The organism is Hymenobacter sp. M1-2 (assembly GCF_057808495.1).
On sequence record NZ_JBTYZO010000015.1, the window covers coordinates 63,573 to 78,429 of the forward strand.

Genomic DNA, 14,857 nt, shown 5'->3' on the forward strand with positions numbered 1-14,857 from the left:
GTGACGAATAAACAATCGGCTGTAAATCGCTAATTAGGTTTTGTTCCAGCGTGACCGAGTTCTTAAATTTATTTAGCATTGGTACGGGCTGGACGGATAGTAAATGCCGCCACGTCGCCAATACTTTAACATCACCCCTGCTGACTCTGAATAGCCGTTATCACCACCGTATTAAATACGTCATCCACGGTACACCCGCGGCTCAAATCATTCACCGGCTTGTTCAGACCCTGTAGCACTGGGCCAATAGCCAGGGCGCCGGTTTCGCGCTGCACGGCTTTGTAGGTGTTGTTGCCCGTGTTCAGGTCGGGGAAGATGAGTACGCTGGCCTGGCCCGCCACTTCCGAGTCGGGGAGCTTCTGGCGGCCCACGATGGGGTCTACGGCGGCGTCGTATTGGATCGGGCCGTCCACTTTTAGGTCCGGGCGCAGCTGGCGTACCAGCTCGGTGGCTTGGCGCACTTTCTCCACATCGGCCCCGGCCCCGGACGTGCCCGAGGAGTACGACAGCATGGCAATGCGCGGTTCAATGCCAAAAGCCTGGCTGCTTTCGGCCGAGGAAATGGCGATTTCTGCTAGCTGCTCGGCCGTGGGATTGGGGTTAACGGCGCAGTCGCCGAACACGGCCACGCGGTCGGGCAGGCACATGAAAAACACCGACGAAACCACCGACACGCCCGGCTTGGTCTTGATGAATTGCAGCGCCGGCCTAATCGTGTGCTGCGTGGTATGCACCGCCCCCGACACCATGCCGTCGGCGTGGCCCTTGTACACCATCATCGAGCCGAAATACGACACGTCGCGCATCAGGTCCCGCGCCATATCCTGGTTCACGCCCTTGCTCTTGCGCAGTTCGTAGAAGGTCTGCACGTAGTCGTCGTAGTACTCGGAATTCACCGGGTCGATGACGCGCAAGTGACCGGATGGCAGGTTCAGGCCAAGGCGCTTGGCGGACGCCGACACGTCGGCGGGATTGCCGAGAATGGTCAGGTCTACTACATCCTGCTGGAGCAATTGCGCGGCGGCGCGCAGAATACGGTCGTCGTTGCCTTCGGGCAGCACAATATGGCGGCGCTGACGCTTGGCCCATTGCAGCAGCCGGTACTGGAACATGTGCGGCGTGATGCCCTCGGGCATAAACTGCGCCATCCGCTCGTCGAGGGCGCGCACGTCCACGTACCGCTCGAAGGTCTGGATAGCCAACTGAATCTTCTGGGCGTTTTCGGGGCGCAGGCGCGACTTCACGGCCGCCAGCTGGGCGCTGGTCTGGAACGTCCCGGCGGGCACGGCTAGGATGGGCACCACCGTCTGCAAGCCTTCAATCAGCCGGCGAATAGGCTCTTCGGGTTCCGAGCCGGCCGTGAGCACCAACCCAGCCACCTTGGGGTAGTTGGCCGACATATTGGCTTGCAACGCCGCCACAATGATGTCGCCCCGGTCGCCCGGCGTCACAATGACCACGTTGTCCTTGATGTGGTTTAGGAAGTTGGGCACCTGCATGGCGCCGGTGATGAAATTGTCGGCCTGGTTCGAGAGCAAGTTTTCGCCGAAGAGCAGCTTGCCGCCCAGCGCCTCGTGAATCTCCTGCATGGTAGGGTTGAGCAGAGCTTTGTCTTCGGGAATGACGCTGAGGATGATGCTGGTGGGCAGTTGGGTGAGCAGCAGCTCACGCACGTCCTGTACTTGCTCGGGCCGCACCTTGTTGGCTACCACGGCCAGCACCTGCACCTCGCGCGCCTCGAAGCCGCGCAACGCCGCCAGCACCGCCCCGATGAGCTGGGCGGTGGTTTTGCCTTCGCCGGCCACCACCAACACCACCGGCACGCCCAGGTTTTTGGCGATGCTCACGTTCAGATCGAACTCAAACGCGGTGCCCTGCCCCACGAAATCGGTGCCCTCCACCACCGTAAAATCGTGCTGCTCTTCCAGCTGCTTGTAGCGGTGAATGACGGTATCAAGCATCTCGCCCTGCCGGTCGGTTTCGATCAGGCGCAGCACGTCTGCGCCGGTGTAGGCGTAGGTGGCGTCGTAGGCGATTGGCAGGTTGAAGTGACGCAGCACGGTGTCGATGTGGGCGTCGCGGGTGCCTTCCGGGCCAGTGTTGATGATAGGCTTGAAATAGCCGACCTTCTGGGCCTTGCTCAGCAGCATGTTCACCAGCCCGAGGGCTACGAGGGACTTGCCGCTGTACGGCTCGGCGGCGGCAATGAAGATGGTTTTGGTCATACTCTTCAGAACGAAATAGCGGGCCGGAGCGGCCAGGCAGAGGTGCGGCTTCTGCCTACGCAACCCAGCCCCGCAAAGATGGGATGCGGCCCGATTTAACCGCAGCACCGCAAGACCTCATGCCGTTTGCTACCCGGACTGGCATAAGAAGTAGCGTGAAGCTCCCGCTTCGCGCATCGTTGCTGACTCCCGCGCCACCCCGACATTGTTCAATAAGGCGCGCCCCACTCCAGCCCCCAAGCTCCAACCCGAAAATTGAGGTTGCCCAACCGCTCCCTATCTTGCCTGTATGCTGCGCTTTCTGACTACCCTTTTGCTATCCCTGTTCTCTTGTACTGGGCCACAACCCGAAACCACCCGCACCCCGCTGCCCGACGGGCCACCCGCCATTCCGGTTCGGCCCGCCAGCGGCGCGGAAGCCACCCAGACGCCCGGCGACATTCTGGAAACCTTCGAGGCTAGTGAGAAAGGCGCTTACGCCGAAGCCGACGAAACCCTGGGCACAGGCTCCTGGCACTTCGTGGATGCATTGATTGGCTCCTCCGACCAAGACCACAAAAACGGTCAGCACGCCGCCCGCCTGCGTGGCCAGGGCCGCTTGCGCATGAACTTCAACGCCCCGGCCAGCGTGCGCACCATTCGCGTGAAGAGCGCCGCCTACGGCACCGACCCCGCCAGTACCTGGGAGCTGTGGAGTAGCACCGACGGAGGCCGTACCTTCCGCCGCCTTGGGCAGCCAGTACGCACCCAAGGTCCCCGCCTCACCACGACTACCTTCCAAAACGATGCGCCCGGCACCTTCCGCCTCGAAATCCGCAAAACCGATACTGGCAAAGGCCGCCTCAACCTGGATGATATAGCCCTGGAAACCACCGGCGGTTCGGCAGCGCAACCCGCCGTGCCAACTACTAAAACGGCACCCGCTTCCTCCAGCCTGCCCCCCGCCACCACCCGCCAAGCCGACGCCATCGTTACGAGCCGCGACGACAATATGGCCCTCGGCAACCCCAGCGGCGCCACCACTGACGTCAACACCCCTACCAACTACCTGCTTATCAAGCCTCAGTTCACTATCGGCTACAACGCGCAGCGGGGCACGCCTACCTGGGTGAGCTGGCACCTCAACCGCGCCTGGATGGGGGCCGCCCCGCGCCAGGACGACTTTCGCCCCGACCCGGCCCTGCCCCGCGAGTTCTACCCGGTTTCGCGCGGCTCTTACTCCGGCTCTGGCTTCGATAAAGGCCACAACTGCCCTAGCGCCGACCGCACCACCGACCTCGACGACAACTCGGCCACCTTCCTCATGAGCAACATGATTCCGCAGGCCCCCAACAACAACCAGCGCACCTGGAGCGGCCTCGAAGAATGGACCCGCGAGCAGGTGCGAGGCGGCCGGGAAGTGTACGTTATTATGGGCAGCTACGGCAAGGGCGGTACCGGCCTCAACGGCCTCAAAACCATCCTCGACCAAGGCCGCGTCACGGTGCCGGCCCGCGTCTGGAAGGTGCTTGTCATCCTGCCCGAAGGTTCTAACGACCTCCAGCGAATTGCCGCCGGCCAGGCCCGCATCCTCGCCGTCGATACCCCCAACGACCAGTCCGTCAGTCCCGACTGGAGCCGCTACCGCGTATCCGTCGACGCCATCGAAGCCGCCACCGGCCTCGACCTGCTCAGCAAGCTCCCTGTTGACGTGCAGACTCGCTTGCAGAAGACGGTAGATGCTGGGCCAGTGCGGTGAGGGGCCATTAGCGAGGCCAGATCAAGGCCAGAACTAAAGATTAGACCTAGAGTAAGCTAGCTCCCCTCCTTTTCTCAAGGAGGGGTGGCCGCAGGCCAGGGTGGTTAACCCATTGCTGATGTTGTTTAACCAGACAGTCATGCTGAGTGAAGTATCTCACGTGCTACTACCTTTGCCGAATTAGGATAAACAACGATTATCAACCACCCCCAACTCCTCCTTAAAAAAGGAGGGGAGCTAATTCTAACCTTACTTAGCACTAGTTCTAAAAACGCCAGCAACAAACTGAACCAGAACTAATTCGCCGGCCTGGCGTACCTTTGCCATGTTCCGCGCCCGGCGCGGAACATGCCGCTCCTCTGCCTTTTCATCCCGCCCATTATGCCCTACTCAGGAGCATTATGGGCTTTTTTTTGACTCATGACGCGAGCCTCAAACTAGCCCGCGTCACCTATTGATTTATGCCAACCTACGCCACTCATCCTTCGCCACCTGCTGTTCCGCGCCGCGTGCACCGGCTGGCAGTGGGTACTTCCTTCTTCCTGCAAGGCTTGTGCTTCTCTTCCTGGGCCGCGCGCATTCCCACGGTGCAGCAGCGCCTGGGCCTCACCGATACGGAGCTGGGCGGCGTGCTACTGGCCGTGCCAGCAGGTCTGCTGCTGTCGTTGCCGCTTAGTGGCTGGGCCGTATCGCGCTACGGTAGCAAGCCGCTTACTGTGTTGAGCGTACTGTTATATGCTACCGTGCTGCCGTTTCTCGGCATGGCGCAAACTACCACCCAGCTCATGGGTGGCTTGGCCTTGTTCGGTCTGGCCAGCAACATGGCCAACATCAGCGTCAACACCCAAGCCGTTGGCGTGGAAGCTCTTTACGACAAGTCCATTATGGCCTCGTTTCACGGCATTTGGAGCTTGGCGGGTTTCGTGGGCGCGGCTATTGGGACCTTTATGATCGGCAAGGGTATAGCTCCTCTACCTCATTTCGCCCTCATGACCAGCCTCGTGGCGCTAGGTGTGCTGCTGATGCGCCCCTACCTGCTCCCCGCCGACGCGGGCCGCGATTCCAATCAGCCCCTTTTTGTGCTGCCCGATAAATCGTTGCTGCTGCTCGGGATGCTGGCTTTCTGCTCGCTGCTTTGCGAGGGTACGATGTTCGATTGGAGTGGCGTGTACTTCAGCAAGGTGGTGCGCGCGCAAAATGCCTGGGCGGGCGTGGGCTTCACCGCCTTCATGAGCACCATGGCCGCCGGCCGCTTCGTTGCCGATTGGTTTACGGACCGTTTTGGGCGCCGCCGCACCCTACAACTCAGCGGCTTGCTCACGGCGACTGGGTTGCTACTGGCCGTGGCATTGCCTACGCTGGGGCCCGCTACGGCGGGGTTTATGCTGGTGGGCGTGGGTGTGTCGTCGGTGGTGCCGCTGGTGTATGGAGCCGCGGGCCGCTCCACCGTCATGTCGCCGGGCATGGCGCTGACCGCCGTTTCGACGGTAGGTTTCGCTGGTTTCCTGCTCGGGCCGCCACTGATTGGGCTGGTAGCGGGAGCCAGCAGTCTGCGGGTTTCTTTTGCGCTCATTGCTTGCCTGGGAATAGGTATCGCGGTGCTAGCTAGCCGGGCGCGGGTGGAGTAAGTAGTGAGAGATGAGAAGTTGGACTCAGTTCCGGCAAATAGAGCCTGACGGCTTATAGCAATAGCTCGATTATGGTCTATTGTTCACGAGGTTCAGGAGGCGGCATCCGCTGAAGTAACCGAGCCATGAACTACTTGCTATCCTGGGCCACGCGTAGGATCTTATGTCGCCGCTAGAGCGAGAAGTAGATAAATAGCTTCTGCAAACGAAAAAGGTTCTTCGCGCGGCTCTGGCTGACGAGTACCTTTGCCTTCTCACCCACCGCTCCACCAGTCCCACCGCTATGGCCGATACTATTTACACGCCTCGCCAGCAGTACGTGCTGCTCATTGTTTGCCTGCTGGTATTGGCTGGCCTCGTGTTGTTTGGACTCGGCAGCTACACCACCGGATTTCTGGGCGCGGGTATTTTGTATGTGGTGTTCCGGCCGTGGTTCACGGCACTGGTGCACCGCCGGGGTTGGAACCAGCAGGCCGTAACCATCGGGCTGCTAGTATTCGCGCTGGTAGTCATCATCCTACCCTTCACGGCATTGAGTCTGATGCTGATAAACCGTATTCGCTTCTACGCTCTCAACACGGATACCAGCCAGATCATGACGGTCCTGCACGCCGTAGAGCGCAAAATCGGCTACACGTTTACGGCCGAGCAGAACGTGCGCTCCTTGGTGCAGCAGGGCGTAGGCTGGCTGAGTCAACGCCTACCGTCGTTGGCCACCGGCCTGCTGCATTTCACGGTCGTTATTGGCTTGATGCTCTTCACGCTGTACTTTATGTTCACGCAGGAAGAAGCCTTCAGGATCGGCCTGCGCCGCTATCTACCTTTCCGTGAGAAAACCTTAGTTGAGTTAGGCGACTCACTCCGTAACACCGTGCAAGCCAACGTGCTCGGCCAGGCCCTTATTTCGCTGATTCAAGCCATTCTGACTGGGCTGACGCTCTGGATTTTTCACGTGCCCGATGCGCTATTCTGGGGCATGGTGTCGTTTTTCCTGGCCTTTATTCCGCTGCTGGGCACGCCGCTGGTGTGGGCGCCAGCCGCCATCCTCAAACTCACGCAGGGCCACACCGGCCAGGGCGTGGGCATTCTCATTGTCGGCGTCATCGTCATCATGAACATCGACAACCTGCTGCGCATCGTGCTGGCCCGTCGCATCGGCGACATTCACCCGCTCATCACCCTAGCCGGCGTCATCCTAGGTGTCGATATTTTCGGCATCCTCGGTCTGGTGCTCGGCCCGTTGCTGCTCTCCTATTTCATTGTGCTAATGCGCGTGTTCGAGCGCGAAAACCGCCTTCGCCGCATTACGGAAGCATCCGCAGCATCCGATACCTGACCCCCTGTGGCACGGACTTCAGTCCGTAGCCCTCTTCCGTTAGCTTTCCACGCTAGCTGACTTCTTTAATAAGGTGTCAGTCCGCATCCACTCTCAAAAACTAGATTCACAAATGGCCTCCTATGAGCCCCAGCGGGCGGCCATTTGTGAATTTGCTACTTGCCGCTAAGGCCACGCACGGCTCCTCGCCTCAAGCCTCACTCAAACCATCCTTCTACTTGCTGAACCGCTCGCCGAAGAAATTACCGGGGTTCCAGGTTGGGCGCACAGGGTTGTTGGCCACCAGGTAGCCGATCAGGAAGTTAAGCTGGGCGTATTTCTGGCCTGCTTCAAAGTCGAACTGCCCGTTAATATCGTCCTGGGGTTTGTGGTAGGTGATGGCACGCCACTTCTGCACCTGCTCGCTCAGATTATTGCGGCCGTCGGCAGTTTTGTTGCCGTATTTGATGTGTAGCGCCGGAATACTCTGCGTCACGAAGCTGTACTGGTCGGAGCGAATGAACCGGTTCTGCGCTGGTTCGGGGTCGGCTTCTACCGTGAGGCCCAGCGCCTGCGTGGCTTCAGCCACGGGCGCGGCCAGAGAAGAATTTTCCGCCCCCAACGCCACCACCGACAGCAGCGGCGCAATGATGGTGGGCATATCGGTATTCACGTTGGCCACCAGTTGCGACTTCGGCACCGTAGGATTGCGGGCGAAATACGCCGAACCCAGCAAGCCCAGCTCCTCTCCTGTCACCATCGTGATAAGCACCGAGCGTTTGGGCCGTTGAGCCGGTTTGAGTTGCTGATACACGCCGGCTATTTCGAGCAGCGTGGCCACGCCGGTGGCGTTGTCGTGGGCCCCGTTGTAGATGGAGTCGCCGGCCACGGGAGCACCTATGCCAAGGTGGTCGAGGTGGGCGGTGTGCACCACGTACTCGTTGCGCAGTTGCGGGTCGGCCCCTTCGATTTTACCCACTACGTTGTAGCTGTCCACGTCTTGGTAGCGGCTGCGCAACCGCGCGGCCAGCCGGGGCCGCAGTTCCACCGATGCTGGCTTCCCAGTCCGCAACGCGGCCAGGGCGCGGGTGGTGTCGGTGGCGGCTCCCGCGAATAGCTGGAGTAGCGTGCTGGAGCTAACAAATCCTACTAGCTTAATCTGCGGATCGTACGTGCGCGATACGGCTACGCGGCCATCGGACCCCAGCACGCTCACCAGGCCCTTGGTTGGTTCGGGCAGCTTGGCAGCGGGTTTGGGCGCGGCCAACAACACGCCTACCGCGCCGTGGCGGGCGGCAGTTTGCAGCACGGTAAGCACGTCGGTATTATACAGACGCACGGCGTCAGGAAACTGCTTGGGTTCCTGACGCGCCACCACCACAATCTTGCCCCGCGCGTCGAGGCCAGCATAGTCGTCGTAGCCCAGCTCCGGGGCGCTGATGCCGAAACCGGCGAATACCAGCCCCGCCTCCACTTCGGTGGTAGCTTCGGCTGGATTCGGATAGAAAGTGAAATCTGACCCGTAAATAAACGCTGTTGTACCAGCAGCGGGCAACAACCGCAGCGTAGCATTGGGCTCCACGAAGGCCCGCCGCAGCCGTACGGTTTGTAGGAAAGTACCGTTTTCGCCGGCTGGCTGCACGCCCCGCTTTTGCAGCTGCGCCACCACGTAATCGACGGCCAGTTGATAGCCCGCCGTGCCCGGCTGCCGCCCCTGCAGCTTATCATCGGCAAGGTACTGCACGTGACTCTTATAGTTGGCGGGACTGACACTAGACAAGGCTTTTTGCAGCGGCTTGGTCAACGACGTAGCCGCTTGGCCTAACGCCGTGTAGCCAGTCAAGACCAGGCCGAAGAGAGTAGTTTTTAGAAGAAGAAAACGCAGAAACATTGCAGTAAGTCAGTTGACAAAAAAGTGGTGCCGCCTTTTTGATTGCGGCACCACAATAGTATAGCATGTGGCATGGGCTTCAGCCCGTAGCTTCTGGCAGTGCGGCAAAATGCGCGGCCGATTAGAGCTACGGGCTGAAGCCCGTGCTACAGCACATCTTAAGTCTCCGTTAGCACGGTTTTGAAGCCCGCCAGCTTGCCATCTTCAGTCTTGCCGAGCGCGTAGGCGTGTATCTGTGGGCCAGTGCCTACGCGGTACACTTTCACATCCTGCAATTCCTGCTTCAGAAACATCTGCAAGGCTTTAAAACGATTAGCCAATTGCGGGTCGCCGAGTACTCCATCATCGGCAGTGTGATTGCGCAGGAAATAGGTCAGCTCCTGCGTTTCCACTTGGGTGCCAGCTGGCTCGCCCACCAGCTTCAACAGTGCGGCATCCGTCAGCGCCCCGGCTGGAGCGGCATAGCTCACCGGCTCCAGCGGCGCCTCCGACTCACTCACGAAGAACAAGCCTTGGGTGAGTTGCCGCAGCTGCTCCGTCACGGTATCGTTGTCGCCGGGTTTGGCTTCTTCGGCTTTCTTGCCGCCTTTGGTATCGTGAGGCTTGACGGTCCCTTTGCCCGATTTTCCACCGGGCACGTGCGCGGCAATGGCGGCGGCTAGCTCCTTCATTCGGGCTTCGGCCACCTTTATTTTCGGGTTAGCGAAGTTCATGTCCGCCACCTTGTTCATCGGAATGAGGTGAATGTGGGCGTGGGGCACTTCCAGTCCGATAACGGCCACGCCTATGCGGCGGCACGGCACGGCGGCTTGCACGCCTTTCGCCACGCGCTGCGCAAACTGATGCAGCGCCGCGAGTTCCTCGGCCGGCAAATCGAAAATGTAGTCTACCTCGCGCTTTGGAATGACCAGCGTGTGGCCTTCCACTAGCGGCGTGATATCAAGAAACGCCAAATGGTGCTCATCCTCGGCGACTTTATAAGCGGGCAGCTCACCCGCCACGATGCGTGAGAAAATGGAAGCCATGAATGCAGTTGTAGGTTGTGAGTTGCTAGTTGTCGAAACAAATAAACGAGAACTGGGCCACAGCGGCTGAACCTGCACTGGCTAGCCGCCACAAAGCGAAGGGGCAGCACCCGCAGGTACTGCCCCAACAACTGAAAACTATCAACCGGCAACTATCTAGCAATCAAGCCTACCGGCTGATTTCGAGAATCTCGAATTGCAGCTTGCCCGCCGGCACCGTGATTTCCGCCGTATCGCCGGCCGACTTGCCCAGCAAGCCTTTGCCGATGGGCGACTTCACGGAGATTTTGCCGGCGGCCAGATTGGCTTCTTCCTCGGCCACCAACGTGTAGTCGAGTACCATGTTATTCTTCAGGTTCTTGAGCTTCACTTTGCTCATGATGAGCACTTTGGTGGTGTCCAGGTTCGTCTCGTCCAGCACCCGGGCATTGCCGACCACTTCTTCCAGCTTGGAGATTTTCAGTTCCAGCAAGCCTTGGGCTTCCTTGGCCGCGTCGTACTCCGCGTTTTCGCTCAAGTCGCCTTTGTCACGGGCTTCGCGCAACGCTTCGGCGGCCTCGGCCCGGCCGCGGATTTTGAGATCCTGCAGTTCGTCCTTGAGTTTTTGCAGGCCCTCGGAGGTATAATAGTTGATGGTGGCCATGGGGGTTGGGGTAAGCTAAAAAACAAGGAGAACGGTCGGCGACGCCGACCGTTCTCCAACACTGGTTCAGGACAAATATACGAACCTGCCGCGAATGATGCCAGCCCCAAACGCAGGGTTTTGCGAGTCGCTCCACGCCGAAGCGGCGGCAAACCGCGCGCTACCTGCGCGTTAGCGCATTGGTATCGCGGCGCAGAAAGGCTCCTATTTTCTGCGCCAGCACCTCATTGATGCGCTGGTACGACTGAAAGCTCCAGCCACCCACGTGCGGCGAAAGCACCACGTTGGGCGCGCTCCGCAGGTAGTCGAAACGAGCTTGTTGCTCCGTGTTGAGGCTGCTTAGCTTTTCGTTTTCCAGTACGTCGAGGGCGGCCCCGCGCACTTGGCCACTGCGCAAGCTCTGCACTAGCGCGGCGTGGTCGAGTACTTCGCCCCTTGCCGTATTGAGCAGCCAAATGGGGTTGTGGAAACCCAGCAGCAACGATTCATTCACGAAATGATGATTCGCGGCCGAGTATGGAATATGAATACTCAGCACTTCGGCCCGCGCCTGCAATTCGGCCAAGCTCACCAGCGTAGCGTGGTGGTCGGCGACTACAGAAACGTCATGGTCGTGGGCCAGCACGGTACAGCCGAAGGCGTTGAGACGCCGAGCGAAGGCGCGGCCCATATGCCCGTAGCCGAGCAGGCCAATGGTTTTGCCTCCGATTTCCTCGCCCCGGTTAGCCTCGCGCCGCCACTGCCCGGCGCGCACTTCCTGGTCGGCGCGCACGATGTTGCGAAACAGAGCCAGCAGCAGCCCCACGGCGTATTCGCCCACGGCGTCGCGGTTGCCTTCCGGCGCGTTCAGTAGCGTAACACCAGCGGCGGCCATTGCTGCCTCATCAATGTTATCAACGCCCGCTCCGGCCCGGGCCACGTAGCGCAGCTGCGGCCCGTGGCGTAGCAGCTCCGCCGTAACGCGCAGCTTCGAGCGCACCATCAGACCCTCATAGGGGTGCGCGGCCAGCGCGGCCGGCACTTCTGCCGCCGTCAAATCGGGGCGGTAATGGAGCTGCACCCCAATGTCCCGCATGTAGTCGGGCAGGCTAGGGTGCATATCGTCAATAGCAAGACAGAGAGACATCTTTTCGAATTATGAATTCTGAATGAGGAATTATGAACGTCCCGGTCTGTCCGCTTTTTCAGCGGGCTGACCGGTCGAAGGGCGCACCGCTTGTTAGTTCTGAATGAAGAATGAGGAATTGTAAAGGTGTCACTGCACCGAGCAGACAAACAATGTCAGCAAGCGGCGACCGTTCAGCCCGCGAAAAGCGGGCAGACCGGAGCGGCCATACTTCTTCATTCCTCATTCTTCATTCCTAACTCCCTCCCAACCAGTTGCGTCAGGCTCACGAAATCAGCCACGCTGAGCTGTTCGGCGCGTTTGTCGAAGAGGGGTTCGGTGGTAGCTTCAGCGGGCATTCCGAAGGGCTTCAGCGCGTTGCGTAGGGTTTTGCGGCGGGTCGAGAAGGCCTGTTTCACCACTTTAAAGAAGAGCTGCTCGTCGCAGTCTAGCCGCTCGGTGGTGTTGCGGGTGAGCCGAATAACGGCCGACTGCACTTTGGGCGGCGGGTTGAACACGTGCGGCGGCACCGTGAACAGGTACTCGATGGTGTAGTAAGCTTGCAGCAGCACACTTAGAATACCATAGGTTTTGGAGCCGGGGCCTTCGGCCAGCCGGTCGGCCACTTCCTTCTGAATCATGCCCACTACCTCGCGCACCTGCCCGCGGTGGGCCAGCACCTGGAAGTAAATCTGGCTGCTGATGTTGTAGGGAAAATTGCCGATGATGCTGATAGGCTGCCCGTTGTAGAGCTTGCCCAAGTCCATCTTCAGAAAATCTTGCGAGTAAATGCGCCCATCCAGCGCTGGAAAATGCTTGCTCAGATACTCCACCGATTCTCGGTCAATTTCTACTACCGATGTGCGGTAGGCAGGGTTTTGCAGCAGCGTCTCCGTCAGAACGCCCATACCCGGCCCTATTTCCAGTACTTCCGTCACGCCGTCGGGTAGCCGCAGCGCCTCCACAATCTTGCGGGCAATATTGGGTTCGGCCAGAAAATGCTGGCCCAGGTGCTTTTTGGCTTTGACGGAATCCATGCGGGGAATGAGAGCTTAGAGCGGAGAAGTTAGAACGGAGAGGGTAGAAGTTGAAGAACTAGTCGAGTCAGCGGCATCTAAATAAGATATGATGCGAAACGAGAAGCTACTTGTCTATACACCTTATACTTGAGGATGTACGGCCCCGGATGCGATGCCGAAGTGAGGAAAAAGCAGCCGCCAGAACGAAAGTCTACCTTCTCGCTTCTCAACTCTCACTTCTCTATAAAGCACTTCCCCAAAAGGGCTACCTTCACGGCCCAAAGGTACGCCTGCCGTCGCTGAATGTAGCTCGACAGCCTGCTTCGTAGCTTTGCCCCCATTACTCATTGCCCCCTATGCCGCTCCAACTAGCCCACGCCGCCGACTTCCCATCCACGGCCGACACCGTGTTCATCCTGCCCGCCGGCACCACCGAGCTGCCCGTCTTAGCCGGCGCCGACCTCGCGGAAGCCGCCCGCCGCTACGTAGTCGAGCAGCTGGCCGCCGACAACAAGCTTATCCGCGTCAACCACTACTCGCACCACCATTATTACGTGGTGGCCGCCGAAAAAAAGACGCCCGAACTCACGGCCGAAGCTCTGCGCAAAAGCGGCCATCAGCTCCACTCCCTGCTTAAAGCCGATAAGGTGCGGGAACTGTTCGTGTGCGACCTGACCAGCGCCGGGGCTCTGCCTCTGGCCGAGGGCCTGGCCCTAACGGCCTACCAGTTCGAGGGCTATAAAACGGATGAGAAGTCGAAAGCCGCCCCGGACCTGACGCAGCTCACGCTAGTGAGTGCCGACGTCACCGCCGAACAAGTGCGGGAGTTGGAAGGCGTGCTGCAAGGTGTGTTTCTGGCCCGCGACTTAGTGAATGCCCCGCTCAACAAGCTCAACGCCACGCAATTTGCGGAGCGCATGGCCGCGGCAGGCGAAGAAGCGGGTTTCCACACCGAAATTCTGGATCTGGTGCGGATTGAGGCGCTGCGTATGGGCGGCCTGCTGGCCGTGAACCAGGGTAGCCCCGAGCCGCCCACGTTCACCATCATGGAATATAAGCCCGAAGGCGCCCGCAATACCAAGCCGTACGTGCTGGTCGGCAAAGGCGTGGTGTTCGACACCGGCGGCCTGAGCCTGAAGCCCACGCCCGGCAGCATGGACATGATGAAGTGCGACATGGCCGGCGGCGCAGTGGTGGTGGGCACGCTCTACGCGCTGGCTAAAAACCGGGTTCCCCTGCACGTCATCGGCCTCGTGCCCGCCACCGACAACCGCCCCGGCGGCCTCGCCTTCGCCCCCGGCGACGTCATCACGATGTACAGCGGCCTCACCGTGGAAGTACAAAACACCGATGCCGAAGGCCGCCTGCTGCTCGGCGATGCGCTGGCCTTCGCCAAAAAGTATGGTCCCGAATTAGTGCTTGACTTCGCTACGCTCACCGGCTCGGCGGCCCGCGCCATCGGCAAAGAAGGCATTGTATGCATGGGCACCGCTGAAGAAGATGTGCTTAGTGAGTTGAAGAAAGCCGGCCGGCGCACGCACGAACGGCTGGTGGAGTTTCCGCTCTGGGATGAGTACGCGGACCACATCAAATCCGACATTGCCGACATCAACAACCTCGGTAAAGCCGAAGCTGGGGCCATTTCAGCGGGCAAATTCCTGGAGCGTTTTACCGAAGGCTACCCCTGGGTCCACTTCGACATTGCTGGCCCCGCCTTCCTCACCGCCCCCGACTCCTACCGTGGCAAAGGTGGCACCGGCACCGCCGTCCGCCTCACCTACGAGTTTCTAGTGAGTCGTCTTTAGCGCCTTTTTAGTGCCTGGTGCTTAGTGCTTAGCACTTGCTCATATTGTACAAGACACTATGACCTAAACCCGAAATTCTAAGCACTACCAACTAAGCACCAAGCACTAAATCTCATGGAGAGTCGGTCTTATACTGATTTGTTGGTTTGGCAGAAAAGTCGTCAGTTGGCCAACGTCGTATATCAGCTGAGCCAAGATTTTCCCTAGCGAGAGGTTTTTGGTCTTACTAGTCAGATTCGTAGATGTGCCGTTTCCGTGCCCTCTAACATTGCGGAAGGCTGTGGCCGACAATATGCAAAAGACACTGTCAATTTCTTATACATTGCCCGAGGCTCGTTGTATGAGTTGGAAACGCAATTGTACATAAGCTTTGATCAGTGATTTTTGCCAGCAGAAAAATTAGACGATGCACTTGGGCAAATCAGTGAATGTAAAAAGCTGCTTCACGGCTTCATAAACCATC

Annotated in this window: 10 protein-coding genes and 1 pseudogene; 5 read left to right on the forward strand and 6 right to left on the reverse strand. The window is 59.4% G+C overall.

Features of this window, described 5'->3' with window-relative positions; all coding sequences use genetic code 11:
* Positions 1–131: 131 nt before the first annotated feature.
* Positions 132–2,225, reverse strand: coding sequence for a phosphate acetyltransferase (gene pta, locus ACYSMN_RS15475; protein WP_488924811.1), 2,094 nt, complete (start codon positions 2,223–2,225; stop codon positions 132–134).
* A gap of 289 nt (positions 2,226–2,514) precedes the next feature.
* Here pta and ACYSMN_RS15480 point away from each other — a divergent pair, with 289 nt between their 5' ends.
* The 3 genes from ACYSMN_RS15480 to ACYSMN_RS15490 all read left to right on the forward strand — a co-directional run bounded on the left by ACYSMN_RS15480 (position 2,515) and on the right by ACYSMN_RS15490 (position 6,927).
* Positions 2,515–3,963, forward strand: coding sequence for a DNA/RNA non-specific endonuclease (locus ACYSMN_RS15480; RefSeq protein ID WP_488924812.1), 1,449 nt, complete (start codon positions 2,515–2,517; stop codon positions 3,961–3,963).
* 461 nt (positions 3,964–4,424) lie between these two features.
* The gene (locus ACYSMN_RS15485; RefSeq protein WP_488924813.1) at positions 4,425–5,591 is read left to right on the forward strand and encodes an MFS transporter; all 1,167 of its coding nucleotides are present in this window, start codon (positions 4,425–4,427) and stop codon (positions 5,589–5,591) included.
* A 283-nt stretch (positions 5,592–5,874) separates the two neighbouring features.
* Positions 5,875–6,927 carry an AI-2E family transporter gene (locus ACYSMN_RS15490; protein ID WP_488924814.1) on the forward strand — a complete coding sequence of 351 codons (1,053 nt, stop codon included), beginning with the start codon at positions 5,875–5,877 and terminating at the stop codon, positions 6,925–6,927.
* Between the two features lie 214 nt (positions 6,928–7,141).
* On the opposite strand, the gene ACYSMN_RS15495 is transcribed toward ACYSMN_RS15490, so the two are convergent.
* From ACYSMN_RS15495 to rsmA, 5 genes are all read right to left on the reverse strand, one after another.
* Positions 7,142–8,797 carry a M28 family peptidase gene (locus ACYSMN_RS15495; RefSeq protein ID WP_488924815.1) on the reverse strand — a complete coding sequence of 552 codons (1,656 nt, stop codon included), beginning with the start codon at positions 8,795–8,797 and terminating at the stop codon, positions 7,142–7,144.
* 158 nt (positions 8,798–8,955) lie between these two features.
* Positions 8,956–9,822, reverse strand: a complete 867-nt coding sequence (locus ACYSMN_RS15500; protein ID WP_488924816.1) for a nuclease A inhibitor family protein — start codon at positions 9,820–9,822, stop codon at positions 8,956–8,958.
* A 169-nt stretch (positions 9,823–9,991) separates the two neighbouring features.
* Positions 9,992–10,465 (reverse strand): transcription elongation factor GreA, encoded by a 474-nt coding sequence (greA, locus tag ACYSMN_RS15505; RefSeq protein WP_488924817.1) that lies wholly within the window; start codon positions 10,463–10,465, stop codon positions 9,992–9,994.
* Positions 10,466–10,625: 160 nt separating this feature from the next.
* Complete coding sequence (locus ACYSMN_RS15510; RefSeq protein ID WP_488924818.1) at positions 10,626–11,591, reverse strand: NAD(P)-dependent oxidoreductase; 966 nt, start codon at positions 11,589–11,591, stop codon at positions 10,626–10,628.
* A 215-nt stretch (positions 11,592–11,806) separates the two neighbouring features.
* Positions 11,807–12,607 carry a 16S rRNA (adenine(1518)-N(6)/adenine(1519)-N(6))-dimethyltransferase RsmA gene (gene rsmA / locus ACYSMN_RS15515; protein WP_488924819.1) on the reverse strand — a complete coding sequence of 267 codons (801 nt, stop codon included), beginning with the start codon at positions 12,605–12,607 and terminating at the stop codon, positions 11,807–11,809.
* A 338-nt stretch (positions 12,608–12,945) separates the two neighbouring features.
* On the opposite strand from rsmA, the gene ACYSMN_RS15520 reads away from it, so the two are divergent.
* Both ACYSMN_RS15520 and ACYSMN_RS15525 read left to right on the forward strand, forming a co-directional pair.
* Positions 12,946–14,394 carry a leucyl aminopeptidase family protein gene (locus ACYSMN_RS15520; RefSeq protein ID WP_488924820.1) on the forward strand — a complete coding sequence of 483 codons (1,449 nt, stop codon included), beginning with the start codon at positions 12,946–12,948 and terminating at the stop codon, positions 14,392–14,394.
* Between the two features lie 222 nt (positions 14,395–14,616).
* A pseudogene (locus ACYSMN_RS15525) lies at positions 14,617–14,775 on the forward strand (four helix bundle protein); the annotation flags it as partial.
* Positions 14,776–14,857 lie beyond the last annotated feature (82 nt).

Coding starts and splice junctions, on each gene's coding strand:
- pta (WP_488924811.1), bottom strand. CDS start 2,225: ATGACCAAAACCATCTTCATTGCCGCCGCCGAGCCGTACAGCGGCAAG.
- ACYSMN_RS15510 (WP_488924818.1), bottom strand. CDS start 11,591: ATGTCTCTCTGTCTTGCTATTGACGATATGCACCCTAGCCTGCCCGAC.
- ACYSMN_RS15490 (WP_488924814.1), top strand. CDS start 5,875: ATGGCCGATACTATTTACACGCCTCGCCAGCAGTACGTGCTGCTCATT.
- ACYSMN_RS15520 (WP_488924820.1), top strand. CDS start 12,946: ATGCCGCTCCAACTAGCCCACGCCGCCGACTTCCCATCCACGGCCGAC.
- ACYSMN_RS15480 (WP_488924812.1), top strand. CDS start 2,515: ATGCTGCGCTTTCTGACTACCCTTTTGCTATCCCTGTTCTCTTGTACT.
- rsmA (WP_488924819.1), bottom strand. CDS start 12,607: ATGGATTCCGTCAAAGCCAAAAAGCACCTGGGCCAGCATTTTCTGGCC.
- greA (WP_488924817.1), bottom strand. CDS start 10,465: ATGGCCACCATCAACTATTATACCTCCGAGGGCCTGCAAAAACTCAAG.
- ACYSMN_RS15495 (WP_488924815.1), bottom strand. CDS start 8,797: ATGTTTCTGCGTTTTCTTCTTCTAAAAACTACTCTCTTCGGCCTGGTC.
- ACYSMN_RS15500 (WP_488924816.1), bottom strand. CDS start 9,822: ATGGCTTCCATTTTCTCACGCATCGTGGCGGGTGAGCTGCCCGCTTAT.
- ACYSMN_RS15485 (WP_488924813.1), top strand. CDS start 4,425: ATGCCAACCTACGCCACTCATCCTTCGCCACCTGCTGTTCCGCGCCGC.